Here is an 18,584-nt window from a genome sequence, read left to right on the forward strand (position 1 = left end):
ACCGGTCAGCGTCGCGGGGCCCGAAGGGAGGTCTCAGCACCGCGCTGAGCGCGCAAGGAGCCGGCCGCAGGCAGCGGCCTCGGCTTGACCGGAGGCGTAGGCCAGGCGCCCGTTCACATAGACAGAGCGGATCCCGTCCGAGGGCTGCACCGGATCGTCGAAACTGGCGGCGTCGCGGATGGTCTCGGGATCGAACAGCACGAGATCGGCAAAGGCCCCCTCGGCGATCCGCCCCCGGTCGGTCAGCTCAAGCACGTCGGCGGTCTGGCCGGTCATCTTGGCGACGGCCCCGGCCATGGTCAGCAGCGCCTTTTCGCGGGCGTATTGGCCAAGAACGCGCGGAAAGGCCCCCCAGAGACGCGGATGCGGGCGGCGGTCGCGGGGCAGCCCGTCGGAGCCCACCAGCGAGGGCGGCCAGGAGAGGATCCGCTCGAGATCGCCGTCGTCCATCTGGTGATAGATCGCGCCGCCGGGGCGCAGCCGGTCGAGCGCCGCCATCGGGTCGATGCCCCAATGTGCGGCGATCTCGGTGAGATCGCGACCGGCCATGTCCGGGTGCGGGTCGGACCAGCTGACCGTGACCTCGCGGCTGTCCCTTGCGAAGCTCTCGATCAGGACAGTCGAGCTTGCGGTGTAGGGATAGACGTCGATATCGAGCCGGATCTCGCGCCGCGCCTCCTCGATCATCGCAAGCGTGGTGCGCGACAGGCCGAAGGCCGCCTCGCCACAGCATTTGTGGTGCGAGATCAGCGTCCGCGCGCCGCTGCGCCGGGCGATGTCGATGGTCTCGGCCACCGCCGAGACAACGCCGGTCCGCTCGTCGCGCATATGGGTGGTCCAGAGGGCGCCGGCCTTCGCGACCTCGCGCACGAGGGCCAGCACTTCCGAGGTCGTCGCGGCCTTGGCCGGAGGATAGGCGAGCCCGGTGGAAAACCCCGCCGCGCCCTGATCGAGGGCGGCGGCGAGATCGCGGCGCATGGTCTCGATCTCGTCGCCGGTGGCGGGGCCCGTCAGATCGTCCACCGCCCGCGCGCGCAGCACCGTGTGACCGACCAGCGGCACAACGTTCACGCCCGGGGCGCGCCCGCGCAGGGCGGCGAGGTAATCGCCGAAATCCGCGTAGCGGTAATCCTCGGCCGTTCCGATCAGGTCGAGCGGCGGCACCAGCGTGTCGCGGCGTGTGAGCGGGCTCGGGCCGAGGCTGATGCCGCAATTGCCCGTCACCACGGTGGTGACGCCCTGGCTCAGCTTCGGCAGGCTGGTCTCGATGCTCATCGCGGCGAGATCGTCATGGGTGTGGACGTCGATGAAGCCCGGCGCGAGCGCCAGCCCTACCGCCTCGACCACCCCGCGCGCCGACAGCGTGAGCGATGCGCCGACCGCCACGATCCGGTCGCCGGAGACGGCCACATCGGCGGCGACCGGCGGTGCGCCCGATCCGTCGAAGACACGCCCGTTCCGTATCAGCAGATCGCACTCGAAATCGCCGCTCATGTCGCCTCGCTCCGTGTCCAGGTGAGCCGGTGATCGCCCCGGGCCTGGGTCACGGTGCCGCCGCGCAGGATGCAATAGGCCTCCTGCACGACATGGCCGACGACCTGCCCCGCCGCGATCACCGGGTCGCCGCGCCGCACCGGGCAACCCTCCCATTCCGGGCGCTGCCATTCCTCTCCCGCCGCCTCGAACCCCAGCGCGGTGCCGCGATCCGCGTCGAGCAGAAGAGCGCGCTCCCGGGGGCCGCGGAGAACGCTGAGCCCGATGGCACTGCCCGCGCCGCTCCAGGCGTCAAGCGGCGTCAGTCTGTCGCGGATCGCCGAGACCGCAAGATCCGCGAGCGCCTCGTGGGGCAGGATGGAGTTGTGAAGCACCGCGGCCGAGAGGCCGGGCTCGACCACCAGCGCCTGGCCGATATCGGTCCGCGCCGCCACCGAGGCCGAATTCCCGAGCGCGAGGTCGCCGTTCGGGGTCATGGCGATGAGCCCGGCATCCAGTTCCGGGGCATCGCCAAGGGCGCGGTCGATCGCCATCGTGGGAGACAGCCCCTCGCGCAGCGCCTGAAGCGCGACGAGGTTCGGGGGCGTCCCGTCCAGCCCCGGCATGTTCGGCAGGCGGTGCCCGGTCATCAGCCCGGCATCGGCGGCGGCAGGGGTAAACTGCGAGAGCGGCTCCGGGCGATCCGGAGCGGACGACATCAGCACCGCCAGCCGGGCTTCGGACAGCGCCGCGAGCTGTGGCTCGGACAGCATCGCCCGCGCCCCGCCGCGCTGCACGCCGAGGTCGTGCACCGTGCCATCCGGCGCCAGCACCGTAAGGCTGACAAAACCGCCAATGGCCCCGCGCCCGACCGCTTCCACCGCCTCGAGCCCGGCCAGCGCTGCGCGGGCCGCGCCCGGGGCCATCACTGCTATTCCTATGGTCAACTTGCCACCATGTGTTGCGGAGCGATTTCGGTCAGCGGCCCGGTGGGCAGCGTGCTTGCGTCGAGCGTTGGCAAGGTGCCGCGGCTGCGGGTCGGATCGGGGACCGGGACCGCCGCAAGCAGGGCGCGGGTATAGGCGTGGCGCGGATCGTTCAGCACCGCCTGCCGGGGACCGATCTCGACGATCCGGCCCCGGCGCATCACCGCGACGCGATGCGCCACCTCCTCGACCACCGCCATGTCGTGGCTGATGAAGAGATAGGCGAGGCCGATGCTCTGTTGCAGTTCGAGCATCAGCTCGAGCACCTGCGCCTGGACACTGACGTCGAGCGCCGAGGTCGGCTCGTCGGCGACGATCAGTTTCGGGCTCACCGACAGGGCGCGCGCAATCGACAGGCGCTGGCGCTGGCCGCCCGAGAACTCGTGCGGGAAGCGGCGCATGTGGTCCGCCTCGAGCCCGACGCGGAGGAACAGCTGCTCGGTCCGGTCCTGCAGCTCGCGGCCCTTTGCAAGGCCGTGGATCACCATCGGCTCCGCCACCAGCCGCCCGGCGCTGAGGCGTGGGTTGAGCGAAGCGAAGGGGTCCTGAAAGATCATCTGCATTTCGCGTCGCGCCTTGCGCACCGCTTTGCCCGAGAGCCTTCGCATGTCGGTGCCGCCGATCTCGATGACGCCTTCGTCGAGGTCCAGCAGCCGCAGCACCGCGCGCCCGGTGGTGGACTTGCCCGAGCCGCTTTCGCCGACCAGCGCCAGCGTCTCGCCCGCGGCAAGGTCGAAGCCCACGTCCTGCATCGCCGCCGTGCCGCCCGCCTTTGCAGCGAAGAGCCCGCGCTCGCGGAAGGTCTTGGACATGCCGCGCGTGTGCAGCAGCCGCGCGCCGGGGCGCGCCGGGTCGTCGACCACCCGGCGCGGCTCCGCCGCCGCCGCATGGGCGCCGAGTCGCGGGACCGCCGCGAGCAACGCCTTGGTGTAGTCCTGCTGCGGGGTCTCGAAGATCTCGCGGACGGTGCCCTCCTCGATCTTGCGCCCCTTGCGCATGACGACGACGCGGTCGGCCATCTCGGCGACCACGCCCATGTCGTGGGTGATCAGGATGATCGAGGTGCCGAAGCGGTCCTTGAGGTCCCGCATCAGGTCGAGGATCTGCGCCTGAACGGTGACGTCGAGCGCCGTGGTCGGCTCATCCGCCAGCAGGATCGCCGGGTCGGACGCCATCGCCATGGCGATCATCACCCGCTGGCGCATGCCCCCCGACAGTTCGTGCGGGAACTGCTTCATGCGCCGCTCGACCTTGTCGAGCCCCACCAGTGTCAGCATCTCGCGGCCCCGCGCGGCGGCCTCCGCCCGGGTCATGCCCTTGTGCTCGATAAGCGCCTCGGTGAGTTGCTGGCCGATGCGCAGCACCGGGGTGAGCGAGGTCATCGGCTCCTGAAAGATCATCGTCACCCGGTCGCCCCGGATGCCGCGCAGCTGCTCGTCGCTCAGGTGCAGCAGGTCCTGCCCGCCGAACCGGGCGCTGCCGGTCTCGATGGTCGCGGACCCCGGCGGCAGCAGGCCAAGCAGCGCCATCGACGACACGCTCTTGCCAGAGCCGCTCTCGCCGACGATGGCCAGGGTTTCTCCGGCGCGCAGGTCGTAGCTCAGTTCCTTCACCGCGACGTTCCGGTGGCGGCCCTTGCCAAAGGAGATGGTCAGGTCCCTGACGGACAGGAGCGGGGCGTCTGTGTCGTCTGTCATCGGTCTGTCTGCCTTGGATCGAGGGCCTCGCGGATGCCGTCGCCCAGCAGGTTGAACCCGAGGACGGTGATGGCGATGGCGAGACCGGGAAAGATCATCATCCACGGCGCGCGGCTGATGAGATCGCGCGACGAGGACAGCATGAAGCCCCATTCCGGCTGTGGCGGCTGCGCCCCGAGGCCGAGGAAGGAGAGCCCGGCCGCAGCGAGGATCGCGGTAGAGACCCCCAATGTGCCGATGACGATCAGCGTCGGCACCACGTTGGGCAGCAGGTGCAGGAAGATCAGTCGGACATGGCCGGCGCCGGCGGCGATGGCGGCTTCGAAATAGGGTTTGCCCTTCTCCACGAGCACGACGGAATGGGTCACCCGGGCGTAGAACGGGATCGAGGCGATGCCGATGGCGATCATCGCGTTGGTCAGGCCGACGCCGAAGATGGCAAGGCAGGCGAGCGCGATCACGATCTCGGTGAAGGAGAAGAGCACATCCACCAGCCGCATCAGCACCCGTTCGGTCCAGCCCGAGGAATAGCCCGCCACGAGGCCCAGAAGCAGGCCGCAGGTGAGCGAGATGCCGACCGCGATCACCCCGATCTGCAGCGTCAGCCGGGCGCCGTAGATGATCCGGCTCAGCACGTCCCTGCCGAAATCGTCGGTGCCCATGAGATAGCTCGCGGACGGGGGGTCGAGCCGAGGGCCGGCCGCCATGCGCAGCGGATCATAGGGCGCGATTAGCGGCGCGGTCAGCGCCGCGAGCACCAGCACCGCTACGATCGCCAGCCCGATCAGGCCCGACGGGCTGGCGATCAGGGCCCGCCAGAAGCTGCGCTTGCGCGGCGCGGAGGCGGTGGCGAGATCGTCCGCCAGCTCGGCGGTAGAGGATGAGTGGATCATCACGAATACCGGATGCGGGGGTCGAGGAAGGCGTAGGCGATGTCGATCACCACCGATGCCAGCGCGACCACGGTTGCAAAGAACAGGATGAAACCCTGGATGAGCGGGTAATCCCGCGACAGCACCGCCTCGATGGCGAGCCGGCCCACGCCATTCCAGGCGAAGACGTTCTCGATCACGATGGCGCCGCCCATCAGGTAGGCGAATTGCAGGCCCAGCATGGACACCACCGGCACCAGCCCCGAGCGCAGCGCGTGACGGTAAAGCACGATGGAGCGCGGCAGGCCCTTGGCGCGGGCGGTGCGGATGAAATCCTGGTCGAAGATATCGATCATCGCCGAGCGGGTCAGGCGCGCCAGTACGGCGGCATTGGCGAGGCCAAGCGTCAGTGCCGGCAGCAGCAGGCTGCGCCAGTCGCCGCCCGCCACCGGAAGCCATTGCAGTTGCAGGGCAAACAGGAAGAGCAGCAGCAGGCCGAGCCAGAAATGCGGCATCGAGACCCCGACGATGGCCAGCACCATGGCGCTCACATCGACCCAGGTCCCGCGCTTGTAGGCGGCGAGAAACCCGAGGCTCATGCCGACCACGATGGCGATGGCGAGGCTCGACACGGTGAGTGCCAGCGTTGCCGGAAAGCGCGTCAGCAGCACGTCGAGCACGGGCTGGTCACCGACGATGGAGCGGCCGAGATCGCCCTGCACGAGACGCTCGAGATACATCAGGTACTGGGTCCAGATCGGCTGGTCGAGGCCAAGCCGCACGCGGATCGCCTCGAGCTCTTCGGGGGTTGTCTGGAAGCTGCCATACATGATCCGCACCGGGTCTCCCGGCACCAGGTGGATCAGGATCGTCACCGCGATGGTCGCGATCCAGATGGTCACGAGCGCGGCCAGCAGGCGCTGGAGGATGAACTTGCCCATGGGGCGTCTCCTTGCCGGAGGAAAGGTCCGGCGCGCGGCGGGAACAGGACCGCGCGCCGAGAGGGTGGTCGGGAGGAAGCTCTTGGGGGGACGAGCCTCAGCCCCCGCTGACCACCGTCACGTCGAGGAAGTTCGGGTGCAGGAAGGGACCGACCTTGAACCCCTCGACCTCGGGACGCACGGCAAAGACCCACTCCCAGCCGGGGCTGTAGAGGCCGATATGCACGGCGTTTTCCATCAGGTACTTGATCACCGCCTGCACCTTCTCGAGCCGGGCATCGGGGTCGATGGTGGTGCGGGTCTCTTCGAGCATCGCGTCGAGCTCGGCGTTCTGGAAGCCGGAATAGGCGCCCGGCGAGTGCCACAGCTGGTAAAGGATATCCGGGTCGTACCAGGACCAAGTCATCATGTCGAAGGTGCCGGGCGAGGGATCGTCGGGGCTTTCGTTCTGCTCCTTCACGCGGGCGTTCATGGTGCCGATGTCCATGATCTCGATGCCGGCGTCGATGCCGACCTGCGCCAGTTGCGACTGGAAGATCTCGGCCAGCTTGTGCCGGTTGCCGCCGGTCCAGACGAACATCGTCGTCTCGAGCGGATTGTCCGGGCCATAGCCCATCTCGGCGAGCAGCGCCTTGGCCTTTTCGGGGTCGTACTCGTAGCCGTACTGCTTGCAGAACTCCTGATCGTTGCCAAAGACGCCGCGGGCGACCGGGCACCATTCGCGGTTGGTCAGGCCGCCGTAGATGATGTCGATCGCCATCTGCGGATCGGTGGCGTAGGCCACCGCCTGGCGGGCGCGAATGTCGTCGAAGGGCGCGCGCGAGGTGGTGAACTCCCAGAACACGTCCTGACCGGTGTTCTCGGCGACCATGATCTCGAGCTCGCCGGCCTCCTTGATGGCCTCGATGTCATCGAAGGGCGGCTCGGCGATATGCACCTCGCCGGTGCGCAGCGCGGCGAGGCGGGTCTGCGCTTCGGGCACGGTGCGGATCAGCAGCTTGTCGATATGAGGCGCGCCCTTGTTGTCGAAGGGCTCGCCGAAATTGACGTAGTCTGGGTTTTTCGACAGCGCGATCTCGCTGCCCTTGACCCATTCGTCGAGGATGAACGGCCCGGTGCCGATGGCGGTGGTCGAGCCGAAGGTGTCGGCGGTGTTGCTGTCGCAGACCATCGACGAGAAGCTGTCGGCAAGGAAGGGCAGGAAGGCGCCGAACGTGCTTGCCAGCGTGATCTTGAAGGTCAGCGGATCGACGACCGTCACGTCGGTGATCGGCCCCCAACTGGTCTTGGTCAGGCTCGGCGTGTCGCCGAAGGCGCGGTCGATGGTGAACTTCACGTCATTGGCGTCGAACGGCGAGCCGTCGTGGCACAGTATTCCGTCGTGAAGCGTGAAGGTGTATTCAAGCCCGTCTTCGCTGGCCTCCCAGCTTTCGGCCATGTTGGGGCCGGGGTTCCCCTCCATGTCGAAGGCAAGCAAGGTGTCGTAGATCTGGTCCCAGACCTGCATCGACAGGGTGCTGGTGGCGCGGTGCGGATCGAGACTGTCGATGTCGCCGTAGCGGGCCCAGACCAGTTCCTGAGCGCCCGCGGTCGTCGCCCCGAGTGCCAGCGACGCGGTCAGCGCGAGGCCGGGCAGCGCGGGCAATCCGCGCGGTCTTCTGCGTGTGTCGTCCATGTTCCTCATCTCCATCAAATCCCGTTGCGTCGCCTCGCATCGAGGAACGACATGACGACAAGGCTCCGGGCGAGATGGAGGATTGCGCAAGAAAAAGGTTCATAAACGATATGTCGATTTTCAGAAATGACTCCTTCTGGGCCTGCGGCCCGGATCGTTCTCTTCAGTTCTGAAAACCGACCGGTCTCATTTGCTGCTTTCTTCAGCCCATTGCGAATGGATGGACTCGATGTGGTCGAGCCGCCGCTGCGCCGAATCGCCGGTGCGGGTCGCGACCCGGGCGCAGAGATAGGTGACGAGACTCAGCGGAGCGGTCATCGAGCCGAACACCGTCGGCCCGTCGGAGCGCCCGCGCAGGATCAGGTCGGCGCCACGCTTGTCGCCCGCGGCGAGCGAGTTGGTGACGAGGATGACCTTGGCGCCCGCGCGCCGCGACGATCCGATGACGTTGCGCAGCTCGGCGGTGCGGCGGCCGACCCCGAAGGCCAGCACCGCATCCTCCGGGCTGATCGAGGCAAACTCCTCCGGCACCGGGAAGCCGCTGAGCGGGATCATCCGGATGTCTGGAAAGACCTTGATCAGCAGGGCGCGGGCGAACAGCGCCAGCGGGTAGCCCTCGCCGAAGCCCACCACCCAGAGCTTGGCGGCGCGGCAGAGGATCTCGACCGCTTCCGACATCTGCTCGGCCGGGAGGGTCTCGAAGGTGCGCACGAGATGCTTCACCTCCGCGTCGAGATACTCCCCCGGCGACAGGAAGCCGCCGGAGAACGCGGGCACCTCGGGTGCCGCGGGCCGGGCGGACTGGTTTTCGCGCACTTCCCGCTGCGCATCGCGATAGCCGCGATAGCCGAGCCGCCGGAAGAGCCGCGCCGCAGTGGCCTTCGACACGCCCGCCTGATCGGCCAGATCGCTCGCGGTCAGGTAGGCCAGCACGCCGACATCCTCAAGCAGCAGGTCGGCCAGCCGCCGTTCGCCGCGCGGCATCTCGTCATAGGCCGACAGCAGGCGCTGCGCGATGTGAAAGGTCCGGTCCATGGCTGTGTTCCTCGCGCTGCGTCAGGTCTCTGACTGCGCAGCGTAGTGGCGCGCCGCCGTGGCATCCATGCAAAACCCGCGCTCCCGGGCAGGGGCCTTGCCGGGATCGCGGGACGGTGCCATGCCTCGTCATCACTGATCGCCCATGCGGGGGCGTCTAGGCATGTCCCGCCGGGTCGCCTGCGCTGGCGGACAGACCCGGTGGGTGGCTTCGGAGCGAAGCCCCTTGGGGGCCGTCATGAGCCGCACGCCGGCCGAGCCAGATCATCGCTCGGGCGGCGCGTGACCGCAGTCCTGCTCACGCGGCGGCGCCGTTGCCCCGGATCACTTGGCCTGAAAGGCGATCGGCCACATGAAATCCAGCGGCTTGTAGCCCTGCCCGAGATAGCGCACCACCTGCTGCGCGTCGCTCTTGTTGTAGCCCGGATGCAGCGCCCCGGTGGGCACCGAGAAGGGGAAGAACGCCGCGCTCTCGGGGTTGTAGGCTGCGCTGGCGTGGCAGCTGTGACAGCTCGCCTCGAAGCCCGTCCAGTAGCGCGGCTGCGCGGTGTTGGGCGATCCTGCGAAATCCTCCATGTCGGTATGGCCGAGGATCACCGGGATCTCGCCCGTCCCGTCCACCGTGAAGCGGATCTGGGTGCCGTTCGGCGCATAGGCTTCGAACCCGAACCCCCCGAGCCCCGCGGCCTGCAGGATCGCCGAGATCGCAGCCTCGTCAAGCGGAGCGCGCTGGGTGATGAGCGCGTCGCGGACATGGCCGACGCCGGGGTTGTCGTTGAACTCGAAGGTCGACCAGAACCAGCTTGGCTCTTCGCTGTAGAACATCTGCGACGGATCGGGCAGCGGCTGCATCTTCACCATCAGATGCAGTCCGCGCCACCAGTATTCGCCGCTCTCGAAGGCGAAGGTCAGTGCGCCCTCGGGGGCCGGGCTGCCCTCGGTCACCTGCAGCCACGAGGCTTTCAGCTCGATCGAGCCCACGGGCATGTCGACGAACGCGTTGTCGGCAAAGAAGGCGGCCACGTCGATCTTCGTCGTGAGTCCGCTCTCGACGAGGTAGTCGTAGCTGATCTGGTTGCGGGTCACCTCTTCATTGGCGCCGTCGGGATCCTCGGTGGAGACGCGCCCCGAGAGCAGATCCTTCTTCTCCACGCTCGGCTCCATCTCGTTGCGCGGCGCCGCGCCGAATTCGAACGGCTCGCGGGTGCCGAAGGTGTCGGGATCGGTGGGCCAGGCCATCCACACAGGCACCTTGCCTGTGCCCGACATGCCCTCGCCATCGGGATCGTCGATCAGCTGGTTCACCCGGGCAAAGATCATCCAGGCCAGGGTTTCACGATCCGCAAGGGAGGCGCCGAAGCCGAAGCCGGCGCAGTCGGCGGCGAAGGCCGCGTCGGTCTTGTCGGGCCAGCCGTCAGCGGTGCAGCCATCGCCGGTCTGTGCGGTGACGGGCCATGCCGGTGCCGTCAGGCAGACGGCTGTGGCGAGGAAAATGCGGGGTCTAAGCATGGCGATGGCCTTCCTGTCAGGGTGGGTAAATCACGCGAATAATGTTCCGGGCCGCGCAGGTTCCGTGCATTGTCCCGCCGTTCGTCCTGTCTCGTGCAGAGAGGGGCGGAGACCGATAAACGTGGCATGGGTTGGCCTCGAATTCTTGGGCGAGCTTCTGGCGAAAGTACACGTTTAAGATGATCTTGTCAGGAAATTGCGGCGACGCCATGACTTTCGCAACAATCCTGCGGCGCCTGAAGGTGGCAGCACGGGGCCGCCGTCAGCACCGTCTGGCCTGTGTCTGAACCCGGCGAGACGGGTTCACAGCACGCGAAAAGGGGCGCCCGCCGGGCACCCCTTCGCTGTTCCGGTCCGGAACGGTTGCCGCGCCGCCCGAGGGCGGCGAGCGGGATCAGTTGTAGCCGTTGATCATCGCTTCGGCGCGTGCGGTCTGGTTGGCGTTGCCGGTTTCCGACTGCACGCTCTGGTAGACGGCAACCGCCTCGGCGTTGCTCAGGCTGGCGACATCGGCGTCGGGTGCGATTTTCACGAGAGCGGCGCGGGCGAAGTCGCCGGTGTTGTAGGGCTGGGCCGAGGCGGCGCCGGTGAACGCGGTTGCTGCGGCGAGAGCGGCGGCGGTGAAGAGTGCAACGTTTTTCATTGGGTTTCCTTTCGGTGTGTATTCGCACATTTGTGCGGAAATCTGTGGTGTCCGTGTCGTTCGGATGAGGGATATCTGCGCTTCCCGCTGCCGGGTTGCAAATCACCGTCCCGCTCACGCGCGCTCTCGAACATGTGCGTCAGGGGGCTGAATCCGCGAGGGTCGGTGAGCTAAAGGATTGTCGTAGCCAATAATTTATGGCTCGTTCGGGATTGGGTCTCCGGTGCCCCTTCGTGAGCGGAACCGCGAAAACGAGGGTTCGAAGCGGCGAGCAGCTCTAATGTGCATTTTTGCACCTTGCGGCAGCGGTTCCGCCGCATGGGCGGTTGAAAAGCGGATCGGGGCCAGCGCAGGGCGCGCGCCGTCGCCGATTTTGCCTCGGGTCCGTGCGATGATCGTCTTTCAACATCTCAGCCGCCGTGCTGCGCTCCGTCGTGGTGCAGGGGCGCCAGTGTCTTCAGGCAACGCACCCAAATAGGTCGCTGGATGACGCAGAAGAGTTGATTCATTTTGATGCATCATGTATCAGGCATCACGTATGATGCGAAAGGACAGAGCGTGCAGCCAGCCTATTCACCCTTCGAGGGTCTTGGTCCTGAGGGGGAGGGCGGTCCCGAGATCCTGCTCGCCGCGAAACCGGCGCTGAGCCTCGAGGACGCGGGCGCCCTTCTGATGCAGGGCTGGGGAAACAAGGCAGACCTGCGCGCGCTCACCGGCGAGCGCGATCTCAACTTCGTTGTGACCGAGGGCGACGGGACGGTCACGATCCTCAAGATCTACAACGCAGCCGAGACCGATGCGGCGCGGCAGATGCAGCATCGGCTGATGCGCGCTGCGGCGCGGCAGGACGTGTTCGACGTGCCCTCCTTCCGTCCTTCGCTCGACGACCAGGAAGAGGTGACGCTGCAGATCGGCGGCACCGCCCACACCCTGATCCGCACCAGCCTGCTGCGTGGCGCCTCTCCGGTGACGCCGGGCAGCGATCGGCTGAGGCATGCGATCGGGCGCACCGTCGGGGCACTGACCCGGGCGCTCGCGCCCTGCGACGAGCCCGGTGCCCGGCGCGACCTGCTGTGGAACCAGATGCTCTTGCCGCGGCTGGCGCCGCTTTTGCCGCTGATCGAGGATCGGGCGCGGCGCGATTGGGTGGCGGCGCATATCGCTCGCTTCGAGGAGGTCATCGCACCACGGGCCGAGCGCCTGCCGCATCAGGTGATCCACAACGACATGAACCCGAGCAACATCCTCGTTCGCGAAGAGGGCGGCGCGCTGCGCATCGGGGTGATCGATTTTGGAGACGCGGTGCACGCGCCACGCATCAATGAGCTGGCGGTCGCGGCGAGCTATTTCATCGACCCCGCGCTGGGTCTCGACGCGTCGCTCGCGACGCTGGTCGAGGGCTACAGTCAGGAGGCCGAGTTGCTGCCGGAAGAGCGCGACCTCCTTCCCGATCTCATCTGTACGCGCCTCGCGACCCGCATCCTTCTTACCCATTGGCGCAACAGCCATTTTCCCGAAAACAGCGCCTATATCATGCGCAATGTCGCCAATGCATGGACGCTCGTCGACACGATCACCGGCCGCGGTCCTGCACCGGCCCCAGAGGAAAGACTGATCTCATGACCCTGCACGACCCAGCACCGCTTCGCGCCGAAAGCGCCCTCTTCGCCCGGCGCAAGCAGGCGCTTGGCCCGGCCTATCGGCACTTCTACGAAACGCCGCTGCATTTGGTGCGCGGCGAAGGCGTCTGGATGGAAGATGCGGGCGGGCGCCGATATCTCGATTTCTACAACAACGTGCCCTCGGTCGGGCATTGCCATCCGGCGGTGATCGAGGCGATGACCCGGCAGGCGTCGACGCTGAACACCCATACGCGCTACCTGCATGACGGCGTGGTGGCCTATGCCGAACGCTTGCTCGAGACCTTTCCCGAGCCGCTCTCGCAGGTGATGTTCACCTGCACCGGCAGCGAGGCCAACGACCTCGCGCTGCGCATCTGCCGGTCGGTGACCGGGGGCGATGGCGTGATCGTGGTGGGCCGCGCCTATCATGGCGTGACCGGCGATCTGGCGGAGATCTCCACCTCGCTCGGGCCGGCGACGGCGCCCGCAGCGCATGTCCGGGTGGTCGACGCCCCGGTGCCCGGCGAAGACGTCGCCGCACGGTTCGAGGCCGGGGTGCGCGGCGCCATCGCGAGCCTTGAAGAGGCCGGCGTGAAACCGGCGATGCTGATCTTCGACACGGTCTTTGCAGGGCAGGGCCTCTTCACCGATCCGCGCGGCTTTGTCGCTGGCGGGGTCAGGGCGGCGCAGGAGGCGGGTGCGCTCTTCGTCGCCGACGAGGTACAGTCCGGCCGCGCTCGGCCCGGCGAGGCCATGTGGGCCTTCCTGCGTCACGGCGTGGCCCCCGACATCGTCACCTGCGGCAAGCCGCTCGGCAACGGGCACCCGCTCGCGGCGATGGTCACGCGCCCGGAGCTGCTGGCCGAGTTCGGCGCGCGGACGCGCTATTTCAATACCTTTGGCGGCAACCCTGTGTCGGCGGCCGTCGGGCTCGCGGTGCTCGACGTGATCCGCGACGAGGGCCTGATGGAGAACGCCCGGTTGCGCGGCGCGCAGCTGGTCGAGGGGCTTTCCGCGGTGGCGAAGCGGCACGATGCCGCCGGCGCGGTGCGCGGCTCGGGTCTTTACGGCGCGCTCGAGGTGCTGGGCGCAGATGGGGCAGCAGACCCGGCGCAGGCCGCGAAGCTCACCGAGCTGCTGCGCGAGGCGGGGGTGCTGGTGGGGGTCTGCGGCGAGCAGAACGAATGTCTGAAGATCCGCCCGCTGCTGCCGAGCTCGGACGCGCATATGGACCAGTTCCTTTCCAGCCTCGACCGCGCCCTCGCCCGCCTCTGAGGGCGTCGGGCTTTCGGCGCATGAACATCAAACGGCCGCGCAGATCCCTGCGCGGCCGTTGTCGTTCCGCAGTCTTGTGAAGGCGGAGGGCGGGCCTGACCCGCCCTCCAGGTGGGCCCGCGCGGCGAACGGGGACACGCCGCGGGGGCGGATCTCAGTGTGCGACCACCAGATGCCCGGGGGCGGGCTCGAGCCAGCGGCGCGCGGGCGGCTGGTAGCCGGGCGCGCGGATCGGGCTCTTGAGCTCGCGCGTCTCCACCGGCGGGCGGGTGCCGCGCAGCGCCGGGTCCGGGCGCGGCACCGCCGCCAGCAGCCGGCGCGTGTAGGGGTGGCTCGGGCTCTCGAAGACCTGCGCGCGGCTGCCGATCTCGACGATCTCGCCCAGATACATGACCGCGACCCGGTGGCTTACCCGTTCGACGATGGCCATATCATGCGAGATGAAGACATAGGACAGGCCGAGGCTCTCCTGCAGGTCGAGCAGCAGGTCGCAGACCTGCGCCTTGACCGACACGTCGAGCGCCGAGACCGCCTCGTCGGCGATGATCATCTGCGGATCGAGCATCAGCGCCCGCGCGATGGCGGCGCGCTGGCGCTGGCCGCCGGAGAACTCGTGCGGGTAGCGCCCCATGGCGTCGGCCTGCAGCCCGACACGGTCAAGCAGCGCGCGGGCCTTGCGCGTGCCCTCGCCCACGCTGCCCATGTGGTGCGCCACGAAGGGCTCGATCAGCGCCTCGCCGATGGTGCTGCGCGGGTTGAGGCTGCCATAGGGATCCTGGAAGATCATCTGCGCCCGCCGCCGCGTCTCGCGCAGGGCCTCGCGCGAGAGGCTGCCCATGTCGATGCCGTCGATCTTCACCTGCCCCGAGGTCGGCTCCGTCAGCCGCAGGATAGCGCGACCGGTGGTGGACTTGCCGCAGCCGCTCTCGCCGACGATGGACAGGGTCTCGCCGGGGGAGAGCGAGAAGGAGACGCCCTCGACCGCGTGCACCGCGCCGGGGCTGCGGCGCAGCATGCCGCCGCGGATCGGGAAATGCACTGCGAGGTCGTTGACCTCGAGGATCGGCGCACGGTCGGCGCCAGAGGAGGGCGTTCTGGCCGGCATGCTTGCCGGGGCGCGGTCCGCCGCGGGCGCGAAGCGCTCGGGGGCGGGTTTGCCCGCCATGTCGCCAAGCCGCGGCACCGCCGCGAGCAAGTCGCGGGTGTAGCGTTCGCGCGGGGCGGCGAAGATCCCGGTGGTGGCGCCCTGTTCGACCACATCGCCGCGATACATCACCAGCGTCCGGTCGGCGATCTCGGCCACCACGCCCATGTCGTGGGTGATGAACAGCACGCCCATGTCGATTTCCTTCTGCAGCACCGAGATCAGCTCGAGGATCTCGCGCTGGATCGTCACGTCGAGCGCGGTGGTGGGCTCGTCGGCGATCAGCAGCTTGGGGCGCGCGGCCAGCGCCATCGCAAGCATCACCCGCTGGCGCATCCCGCCCGACATCTGGTGCGGGTACTCGTCGATGCGGCGCTCGGCATTGGGGATGCGCACGTGGTCGAGCAGCTCGCGCACGGCGCTGCGGGCATCGCGGCGGCTCAGCCGGCGATGGGCGCGCAGCGCTTCGATCAGCTGCTCGCCGATGGTGTAGACCGGGTTCAGCGAGGTCATCGGCTCCTGGAAGACCATCGAGATCTTGTTTCCGCGGATCTTCTGCATGTCGCGGTCGGGCAGGTTGAGGATCTCGCGGCCCTCGAGCCGGACCCAGCCCTCGGCGCGGCTGGTGCCATGCGGCAGCAGGCCCATGATCGCCATCGAGGTGACGCTCTTGCCCGAGCCGCTCTCGCCGACGATGGCGAGGGTCTCGCCGGGGGCGATGTCGAAGCTCACGTCCCGCGCGACGCTGCGCCAGCCCGCCGGGGTGTGGAAACTGGTGGTCAGATCGCGCACCGACAGAACCGGCGCGGTCCGGCCGGGAACGGGGGTCACGGGGGCGCCGCGATGGAAATGCTGCAGGTCGGTCATGGATCGTGTCCCGTCATCGGTAGGGACGGCGGCGCGCCGCAGGACGCGCCGCCGCAGGAGATCTTGAGCGGGGCTCAGTCGGCCAGCGCGATGTCGAGGCCCTTGTAGAAGCCGGTGCCCTGGATCGAGTGCGGCATCACCGGCTTCAGCCGGGTCGACTGCACCATGCTGATCGGCTCGTGGTAGATCGGGATCCAGACCGCGGCCTCGGAGACCTTCATGATGACCTTGCCGGTATCCTCGGCGCGGGTCGCATCGTCGGTGGCGCGCATGGCGGCGTCGAGAAGCTCGTCGGTCTCCGGGTCGTTCCAGTTCATCCGGTTGGGCGCCGGCATGTTTTCGGAGCGGAAGTAGAGGTTCAGACCGTCCCCGGCGGACATGTAGGAAAAGCCCATCTGGTACATGTCGTATTCCTGGGTGGTCAGCTTCGACCAGACGATGGTCGGGTCGAAGGACTCGATCTCGATGTCGATGCCGATCTTGCGCATCTCGGCCTGCAGGTATTCGACCCGCGCCTGCGGGGCAGAGCCGGTGAAGGCGTAGAACTTCGGCGCAAGCCGCATCCCGTCCTTCTCGCGGATGCCGTCCTCGCCCTCGACCCAGCCGGCCTCGTCGAGCATCGCCTTGGCGGCCTCGACGTCATACTCGGCGACCAGCGGGTCGGCCTCGGAATTCCAGTCGCGGGTCGTGGTCGACATGTAGGTCGTCGCCGGGATGACCTCGCCATAGTAGATGTCCTCGGCCATCGCCGCCTGGTTGAAGGCGAGGTTCATCGCCTTGCGCACGGCGATGTCCTGCATCAGCGGGCGGTCCATCTTCATGCCGAAATACTCGGTCCAGGCCGCGAGATCGCTCTTGTTGATCTGGAAGTTCGGCAGCGAGCGGAAGCGTTCGAAGGCGATGTAGGGGATGGTGCGGCTGATGTCGGCCTGGCCGGTTAGCAGCGCGGTGACGCGGGTGTTGGCCTCGGGCACGATCTCCCAGGTGATGCTCTCGACAAGCGCCGGGCCGGTGTTCTCGTAGACCGAGGGGCCCCAAGTGTAGCCCTCGTGGCGCGTCAGCACCATCTCGTCGCGCGGCTTCCACTCGCCCCAGCAGAACGGGCCGGTGGTGTTGAGGCCGGTGACGCCGAAATTGTCGCCGAGCGCCTCGACATTGTCCTTGTCGACGATGGTCGCGAAGCTCTGGGTGAGCTGGTAGAGCAGCTCCGAATAGGGTTCTTCGAGCTTGTAGACGAGGGTGGTGTCGTCGGGGGCGGTGATGCTCTCGACCTTGCCGGCGCGCCAGCCTGCGGGCGACTGGGTGGCGGGATCGGACAGGCGGTTGAGGCTGTAGGCGGCATCGGCGGCGGTGAAGGGCTTGCCGTCGCAGAAGCTGACATCGTCGCGCAGGGTGAAGGTGTAGGTCAGGCCGTCCTCGGAGATCTCCCAGCTCTTTGCGAGGCTCGGGGTGAGGGTCTTGAGGTCGGGCTCCATCGCGACCAGCGTGTCGCCCAGCATGTAGAGCACCTCGGCCGCGGCGAGAGCGGCGGTCTTCTGCGGATCGTAGTTGTTGCTCTCGAGCTCGCGCACGATGGTGACGTTCTGCGCGGCGGCGGCGGTGGCCCCGGCGCAGAGCAGGGCTCCGGCGGTCAGGGTCAGGCGATGGCGTGTCGATGTCATGTCAGGGGTTCCCTTGTTGGCAATTAGTCTTGTTGGCAGTCTTGTTGGATGTCCTGTCGGAGATCGGGGCGGTCAGCGCGACCGCATCCGGGGGTCGAGCACGTCGCGCAGCGCATCGCCGGTGACGTTGGCGGCAAGCACGATGACGAAGATCAGCAGCGACGGGATGACGGAGATGTGCGGCGCGAAGAGGAACACGTCGCGGCCCTGCGCGGCCATCATGCCAAGCTCGGAGACCGGCGGGCGCACGCCGAGGCCGAGGAAGCTGAGTGCGGCGCCGATCAGGATCACCTGGCCGAAGCGCATCGACATGTAGACCAGCAGCGACGACAGCGCGTTGCGCAGCAGGTAGCGGACGAAGATCGTCCGGCTGCGCAGCCCGAGGGCGCGTCCGGCCTCGATGAACTCCTGCCGCATGATGCCGGTGCCGACGCCGCGGGCGATGCGGGCGCAGTCGGGCACCGAGGCGATGGCGAGGGCGAGGATGATGGCGCCGAGGCTCTGGCCGACGGCGGCGACGATGGCGAGGCCGAGCAGGATCGCCGGCAGCGACAGCATCATGTCGGCGATCCGCATGATCGGGCCGTCGAGGCGCCGGTTGAACGCCGCCATGAGGCCCAGCACCGAGCCGAGCCCGCCGCCGAGACCGGCGCCGGCAAGGCCGATCAGCAGCGTCAGGCGGGTGCCGTGGAGCACCCGGCTGAGGATGTCGCGGCCCTGCGCATCGGTGCCGAGCAGGTATTCGGACGAGCCCATGTCGCTCCAGGCCGGGGGCTGCATGATGGCGCGCGAGTTGAGGTAGGGGTCATAGGGCGCGATCCAGGGCGCAAACAGCGCCGCGAGGCAGATCGCGGCCAGCACCAGCAGCGCGGCCACCGCCATCGGGTCGCGCAGCAGTCGCCGCCACCATGCGGCGGGGCCGGTGGCGGCGGGGGCCTCCGCGGCGCCGGGGGCGTCTGCGGCGAGGGGGAGATCGATCTGGCTCATTTCTGGATCCTCGGGTCGAGCAGGGCGTAGAGGATGTCGACCGTCAGGTTGATCACCATGAACGACAGCGCCATGACCATGATGGCGCCCTGCGCGAGGGCGAAATCGCTCGACACGATCGAGCCCACGGCGAGCCGCCCGATGCCGGGCCAGGAGAAGATGCTCTCGGTCACCACCGCGCCGCCCATCAGGTAGCC

General features: G+C 68.1%; 15 protein-coding genes. 2 read left to right on the forward strand and 13 right to left on the reverse strand.

Translation table 11 applies throughout. The features are described 5' to 3' along the window. Positions 1-33 precede the first annotated feature (33 nt). From AC6RA4_RS02270 to AC6RA4_RS02310, 9 genes are all read right to left on the reverse strand, one after another. Entirely contained in the window at positions 34-1,494 is a 1,461-nt protein-coding gene (locus AC6RA4_RS02270) for an N-acyl-D-amino-acid deacylase family protein (RefSeq protein WP_500156996.1), read from the reverse strand. Further along, on the reverse strand, positions 1,491-2,420 hold the full coding sequence (locus AC6RA4_RS02275; RefSeq protein ID WP_500156998.1) for a DUF6963 family protein: 930 nt from the start codon (positions 2,418-2,420) through the stop codon (positions 1,491-1,493). The genes AC6RA4_RS02270 and AC6RA4_RS02275 overlap by 4 nt, the downstream gene beginning before the upstream one ends. Further along, positions 2,417-4,156, reverse strand: coding sequence for an ABC transporter ATP-binding protein (locus AC6RA4_RS02280; protein ID WP_500157000.1), 1,740 nt, complete (start codon positions 4,154-4,156; stop codon positions 2,417-2,419). The genes AC6RA4_RS02275 and AC6RA4_RS02280 overlap by 4 nt, the downstream gene beginning before the upstream one ends. Then, positions 4,153-5,049 carry a nickel transporter permease gene (gene nikC / locus AC6RA4_RS02285; protein WP_500157002.1) on the reverse strand — a complete coding sequence of 299 codons (897 nt, stop codon included), beginning with the start codon at positions 5,047-5,049 and terminating at the stop codon, positions 4,153-4,155. Before nikC ends, AC6RA4_RS02280 begins: the two co-directional genes overlap by 4 nt. Further along, the gene (locus tag AC6RA4_RS02290; protein ID WP_500157004.1) at positions 5,049-5,969 is read right to left on the reverse strand and encodes an ABC transporter permease; all 921 of its coding nucleotides are present in this window, start codon (positions 5,967-5,969) and stop codon (positions 5,049-5,051) included. Before AC6RA4_RS02290 ends, nikC begins: the two co-directional genes overlap by 1 nt. A gap of 97 nt (positions 5,970-6,066) precedes the next feature. Continuing rightward, positions 6,067-7,644 carry an ABC transporter substrate-binding protein gene (locus AC6RA4_RS02295; protein WP_500157006.1) on the reverse strand — a complete coding sequence of 526 codons (1,578 nt, stop codon included), beginning with the start codon at positions 7,642-7,644 and terminating at the stop codon, positions 6,067-6,069. A 186-nt stretch (positions 7,645-7,830) separates the two neighbouring features. Beyond that, complete coding sequence (locus AC6RA4_RS02300; protein WP_500157008.1) at positions 7,831-8,679, reverse strand: MurR/RpiR family transcriptional regulator; 849 nt, start codon at positions 8,677-8,679, stop codon at positions 7,831-7,833. 324 nt (positions 8,680-9,003) lie between these two features. Next, positions 9,004-10,188, reverse strand: a complete 1,185-nt coding sequence (locus tag AC6RA4_RS02305; RefSeq protein WP_500157010.1) for a hypothetical protein — start codon at positions 10,186-10,188, stop codon at positions 9,004-9,006. Between the two features lie 394 nt (positions 10,189-10,582). Beyond that, entirely contained in the window at positions 10,583-10,831 is a 249-nt protein-coding gene (locus AC6RA4_RS02310) for a hypothetical protein (protein WP_500157012.1), read from the reverse strand. Between the two features lie 558 nt (positions 10,832-11,389). On the opposite strand from AC6RA4_RS02310, the gene AC6RA4_RS02315 reads away from it, so the two are divergent. Next, positions 11,390-12,454: a phosphotransferase gene (locus AC6RA4_RS02315; RefSeq protein WP_500157014.1), complete on the forward strand. Its 1,065-nt coding sequence runs from the start codon at positions 11,390-11,392 to the stop codon at positions 12,452-12,454. Continuing rightward, positions 12,451-13,728 carry an aspartate aminotransferase family protein gene (locus AC6RA4_RS02320; RefSeq protein ID WP_500157016.1) on the forward strand — a complete coding sequence of 426 codons (1,278 nt, stop codon included), beginning with the start codon at positions 12,451-12,453 and terminating at the stop codon, positions 13,726-13,728. Before AC6RA4_RS02315 ends, AC6RA4_RS02320 begins: the two co-directional genes overlap by 4 nt. Positions 13,729-13,882: 154 nt before the next feature. On the opposite strand, the gene AC6RA4_RS02325 is transcribed toward AC6RA4_RS02320, so the two are convergent. The 4 genes from AC6RA4_RS02325 to AC6RA4_RS02340 all read right to left on the reverse strand — a co-directional run. Next, entirely contained in the window at positions 13,883-15,739 is a 1,857-nt protein-coding gene (locus tag AC6RA4_RS02325; protein ID WP_500157017.1) for an ABC transporter ATP-binding protein, read from the reverse strand. Between the two features lie 74 nt (positions 15,740-15,813). Next, the gene (locus AC6RA4_RS02330) at positions 15,814-17,400 is read right to left on the reverse strand and encodes an ABC transporter substrate-binding protein (protein WP_500157019.1); all 1,587 of its coding nucleotides are present in this window, start codon (positions 17,398-17,400) and stop codon (positions 15,814-15,816) included. Between the two features lie 72 nt (positions 17,401-17,472). Further along, on the reverse strand, positions 17,473-18,387 hold the full coding sequence (locus tag AC6RA4_RS02335) for an ABC transporter permease (protein WP_500157021.1): 915 nt from the start codon (positions 18,385-18,387) through the stop codon (positions 17,473-17,475). Beyond that, on the reverse strand, positions 18,384-18,584 hold a 201-nt coding region (locus AC6RA4_RS02340; protein WP_500157023.1), incomplete at its 5' end, for an ABC transporter permease subunit. The genes AC6RA4_RS02340 and AC6RA4_RS02335, both read right to left, overlap by 4 nt.

The sequence above is a fragment of the Salipiger sp. genome (assembly GCF_059781815.1).

Coding starts and splice junctions, on each gene's coding strand:
- AC6RA4_RS02290 (WP_500157004.1), bottom strand. CDS start 5,969: ATGGGCAAGTTCATCCTCCAGCGCCTGCTGGCCGCGCTCGTGACCATC.
- AC6RA4_RS02320 (WP_500157016.1), top strand. CDS start 12,451: ATGACCCTGCACGACCCAGCACCGCTTCGCGCCGAAAGCGCCCTCTTC.
- AC6RA4_RS02330 (WP_500157019.1), bottom strand. CDS start 17,400: ATGACATCGACACGCCATCGCCTGACCCTGACCGCCGGAGCCCTGCTC.
- AC6RA4_RS02310 (WP_500157012.1), bottom strand. CDS start 10,831: ATGAAAAACGTTGCACTCTTCACCGCCGCCGCTCTCGCCGCAGCAACC.
- AC6RA4_RS02295 (WP_500157006.1), bottom strand. CDS start 7,644: ATGGACGACACACGCAGAAGACCGCGCGGATTGCCCGCGCTGCCCGGC.
- AC6RA4_RS02305 (WP_500157010.1), bottom strand. CDS start 10,188: ATGCTTAGACCCCGCATTTTCCTCGCCACAGCCGTCTGCCTGACGGCA.
- AC6RA4_RS02270 (WP_500156996.1), bottom strand. CDS start 1,494: ATGAGCGGCGATTTCGAGTGCGATCTGCTGATACGGAACGGGCGTGTC.
- AC6RA4_RS02325 (WP_500157017.1), bottom strand. CDS start 15,739: ATGACCGACCTGCAGCATTTCCATCGCGGCGCCCCCGTGACCCCCGTT.
- AC6RA4_RS02280 (WP_500157000.1), bottom strand. CDS start 4,156: ATGACAGACGACACAGACGCCCCGCTCCTGTCCGTCAGGGACCTGACC.
- AC6RA4_RS02300 (WP_500157008.1), bottom strand. CDS start 8,679: ATGGACCGGACCTTTCACATCGCGCAGCGCCTGCTGTCGGCCTATGAC.
- AC6RA4_RS02335 (WP_500157021.1), bottom strand. CDS start 18,387: ATGAGCCAGATCGATCTCCCCCTCGCCGCAGACGCCCCCGGCGCCGCG.
- nikC (WP_500157002.1), bottom strand. CDS start 5,049: ATGATCCACTCATCCTCTACCGCCGAGCTGGCGGACGATCTCGCCACC.